This window comes from Collimonas sp. (genome assembly GCF_044339385.1).
In the GTDB taxonomy this organism is placed as follows: Bacteria; Pseudomonadota; Gammaproteobacteria; order Burkholderiales; family Burkholderiaceae_D; genus Collimonas.
The window spans coordinates 1-4,129 of sequence record NZ_JBIIVN010000196.1; the positions used below are offsets into that span (position 1 = coordinate 1).

Sequence of the window (4,129 nt, forward strand, 5' to 3'; positions counted from 1 at the left end):
TGCACGGCTAGCTCCTTGAACTCCGCCGTGTACATCTGTTTTGGTATCTTCTTCATTGCTGGTCTTTCCAAAGGATCGTTGATTTTACGTTACCTATGGAAGACTAAATTTCGGGGGAAGCTCAATGCCATTAGTGTCGACAAGGCTGCCTTTCAATCGGAAAGTGGCACGATAACGGTTGCAGACGAAGCAGTTGCCAGCGCCAACATCACGATGAAGCCCAACACCGTCGCCAGCGTCTCGGCGAGCGAGGCGGTCGTGGTGCGGGCGGATCGCCTGGATCGCGCGCGCAATGGTATACAGGTAGAAACGGGCAGCAGCATCTACCGGATCGGCCCCAAGGAGATCGCTGCCATGCCGCAAGGCGAAGACACAGCATTCAATGAAGTGCTGCTGCGGGCGCCGGGTGTGGCACAAGATTCTTTCGGTCAGCTGCATGTGCGCGGCGATCACGCCAACCTGCAATACCGGCTGAACGGAATTATTCTGCCCGAGAGTATTTCCGGTTTCGGCCAGACTCTGGATACTCGCTTCGTCGAAAACGTCAGCGTGCTTACCGGCGCACTGCCGGCGCAGTATGGCTACCGCACTGCCGGGGTGGTGGATATCCATACCAAGACCGGCGAGCAGGTCGACGGCGGCGATATCGGGGTACAGTTCGGTAGCAACAACACACGCCAGATCAGTGGCGACGTCAGCGGCAGCACAGACCGCTTCAGCTACTACATCAACGGCTCGTTCGAAGCCAACAACCTTGGCATCGAAAATCCGGTCGCAACATCGACTGCGTTGCACGACCGGACTCTGCAAAACAAGGGCTTTGGCTATTTCTCCTACATGCTTGATGCGGATACCCGTGTCAGCCTGATTCTGGGAAATTCCGAAAGTCGTTTTCAGATACCGAACAGCCCGGGCCAGAGCCCAGGCTTCCAGCTTGACGGCGTCAACAGTTTGCCATCGGCCGATATCAACGAGCGGCAGACAGAAACCAATCGCTACGGCATCCTTGCCTTGCAAGGCAAGCTGGGCAACGATATTGATTATCAGGTGGCAGCGTTTAGCCGCTATTCGAAAGTGTTGTTCGAGCCGGATCAGGTCGGCGATCTTTTGTATACCGGCGTTGCCTCCAAGGTGTTGCGTACTGGCCTGGCGAACGGCTTGCAGGCTGACGGCAGTTATCGCCTGAACGCCAGTCACACGATAAGGGCAGGTATCAATTACACGCAGGAGCGTCTGAAGAATAGCGACAATTCTCTGACGTTTGTGGCCGATGACAGCGGCGCGCAGTTATCGACGCAACCGATTGCGCTAGCTGACAACAGCCAGAAAACCACCAGCCAGAGCGGCATCTATTTGCAGGACGAATGGAAGTTGAGCGATAAAGTAACCCTCAACTACGGCGCTCGCGCCGACTGGGTGAATGCGTACGTCACTGCCAGCCAGTTCAGTCCGCGTATCGGCGTGGTCTATCAAATGACGCCGCAGACCACTTTCCACGCCGGTTATGCCAAGTACTTTACGCCGCCCGCCAGCGAACTGATCGGCGCCAATACCATCGCCAGCTTCAACGGCACCACCAATGCGCCAGCCAGCAGCCAAAATGATCCGGTTCAGGCCGAGAGTTCGGATTATTTCGACCTTGGCGTCAATCACCAGTTGAGCGAGCACCTGACGCTGGGTCTCGATGGCTATTACAAGAAGGTCAAGAACATGCTGGACGAGGGGCAGTTCGGATCAGCCTTGCTATACACGCCTTTCAACTATGCCCAGGGCAAGGTGTACGGCCTGGAGCTGACGCTGAACTATCGCCATGGCAACTTATCCTCTTACCTGAATCTGGCGCGCTCGACAGCACTTGGTAAGAACATCGTATCGAGTCAGTACAATTTCAGCCAGGCGGAGCTGAACTACATCGCCAGCAATTGGGTGCATCTGGATCACGACCAGAGGATTACAGCATCAACCGGTGTCTCTTATTTGTGGCAGGGCACGACCTGGACCGCCGATGCGCTGTTCGGCAGCGGCTTGCGCAGCGGCTTCGCCAATACGGATCACTTGCCGGCGTACACCGAAGTCAATCTTGGTGCTAGCCACATCTTCCGCGACAGCCCGATTGGCAAGGTGACCACGCGCCTGAGCGTCATCAATCTGTTCGATAAGGTCTATGAGATTCGCGACGGTTCCGGCATCGGTATCGGTGCTCCGCAGTACGGGCAGCGTCGCGGTTTGTATTTGTCGATGACAAAATCGTTTTAAGCGCAGTTTGGTTTTTGAGGGCCATTCACAGGCCCGAGGGCGCGGAGCATCGCTCGCGCCTTTTTTGCCCTGTTTTTGCGTATCTTCACTCCGGTTTTTTCCGGGTTTCTGATCTCCTGCCGCGATATCCGGCACGATTTCAACATACGAAACGGTCTTTTCATAATGTGAAAAGCTCAAATGCGAAGCAGCATTTTCTTATTTCATTCCCAGAAATTTTATTCCGCATCGCGAAAAATTAGTGATAAGTCATTGAATACAAAAGAATTAAAAAACTTATATGTCTTATATAAGACATTGTTGCCCCGCACAGACAGGTCTACTATTTAGTCATCGGATTTGATTTTACTTTTGTCTTTTAACCGGAGAACGACGATGACTACCCGTGAACAGCAAGTAGCAGCATTGGCCAAGGATTGGGCTGAGAATCAACGCTGGAAAGGCGTTACCCGCAATTACTCTGCGCAAGACGTAGTCCGTTTGCGCGGTTCTGTACAGATTGAACACTCGCTGGCAAAGCGTGGCGCCGACAAGTTGTGGTCGCTGCTGCATGAAGAGCCATTCGTCAATGCCCTTGGCGCGCTGACCGGCAATCAGGCCATGCAGCAAGTCAAGGCTGGTTTGAAAGCGATCTACCTGTCGGGCTGGCAAGTCGCCGGTGATTCCAATCTGGCCGGTGAAATGTATCCCGACCAATCGCTGTATCCAGCCAACTCGGTACCGCTGGTGGTCAAGCGCATCAATAACACATTCCAGCGTGCCGATCAGATTCAATGGTCGGAAGGCAAAAACGATATCGATTTTTTCGCACCGATCGTGGCCGATGCGGAAGCTGGTTTCGGCGGTGTGTTGAACGCCTACGAATTGATGAAATCCATGATCGATGCCGGTGCTGCCGGCGTCCACTTCGAAGACCAACTGGCATCGGTCAAGAAGTGCGGTCACATGGGCGGCAAGGTATTGGTGCCAACCCGCGAAGCCGTCGAGAAGCTTAATGCCGCGCGGCTGGCGGCTGACGTTTCCGGCACGTCGACCCTGGTAATCGCCAGAACCGATGCTGAAGCCGCGGATCTGTTGACTTCCGATGTCGACGAAAACGACAAGTCATTCTTGACCGGCGAACGCACTGTTGAAGGCTTTTTCAAGACGCGTCCTGGCATTGAACAGGCGATTTCCCGCGCGCTCGCTTATTCGCCTTATGCCGATCTGGTGTGGTGTGAAACCGGCAAGCCGGATCTGGCGTTCGCCAGGAAGTTCGCGGAAGCTGTGCATGCCAGGTTCCCGGGCAAGATGCTGTCGTATAACTGCTCGCCATCGTTCAACTGGAAAAAAAATCTGGACGACGCCACCATCGCCAGGTTTCAGAAGGAGTTGGGGGTCATGGGTTATAAGTTCCAGTTCATCACGCTGGCCGGTTTCCATGCTCTTAACTACTCGATGTTCAACCTGGCACACGGCTATGCGCGCAACCAGATGTCGGCTTTCGTCGAGCTGCAGGAAGCTGAATTCGCTGCTGCCGATAAGGGCTTCACTGCAGTCAAGCATCAGCGCGAAGTCGGCACAGGTTATTTCGATGCGGTGACTCAGGCAATCCAGCAAGGGCAGTCTTCAACTACCGCGCTGCACGGATCGACAGAGGACGAGCAATTCTTCGAAGCCAAGGTTGCTTGATTATTGATATAAAAAAATAAAATAATTTTTTCACGCTGCGTTTAAAAAAGTTCTCTGGCAGGCGTCAGATAATATCTCAACAACCGCTCCGAAAGCGGCATCCCGTGTTACGGCTGACCGAAAATTGACCCAGCAAAGGGCATAGTGCTGATTCAAAATTGACCCAGGTGTTCTACTTGCCCTGTCTAATTTTTAGGCAGGA

Annotated in this window: 2 protein-coding genes; both read left to right on the forward strand. The window is 53.8% G+C overall.

Going from position 1 to position 4,129, the window contains the following annotated elements; all coding sequences use genetic code 11:
- Window positions 1-27: 27 nt before the first annotated feature.
- On the forward strand, window positions 28-2,256 hold the full coding sequence (locus ACIQ0R_RS11665) for a TonB-dependent receptor (RefSeq protein ID WP_395827568.1): 2,229 nt from the start codon (window positions 28-30) through the stop codon (window positions 2,254-2,256).
- A gap of 375 nt (window positions 2,257-2,631) precedes the next feature.
- Entirely contained in the window at window positions 2,632-3,927 is a 1,296-nt protein-coding gene (gene aceA / locus ACIQ0R_RS11670; RefSeq protein WP_395827565.1) for an isocitrate lyase, read from the forward strand.
- Window positions 3,928-4,129 lie beyond the last annotated feature (202 nt).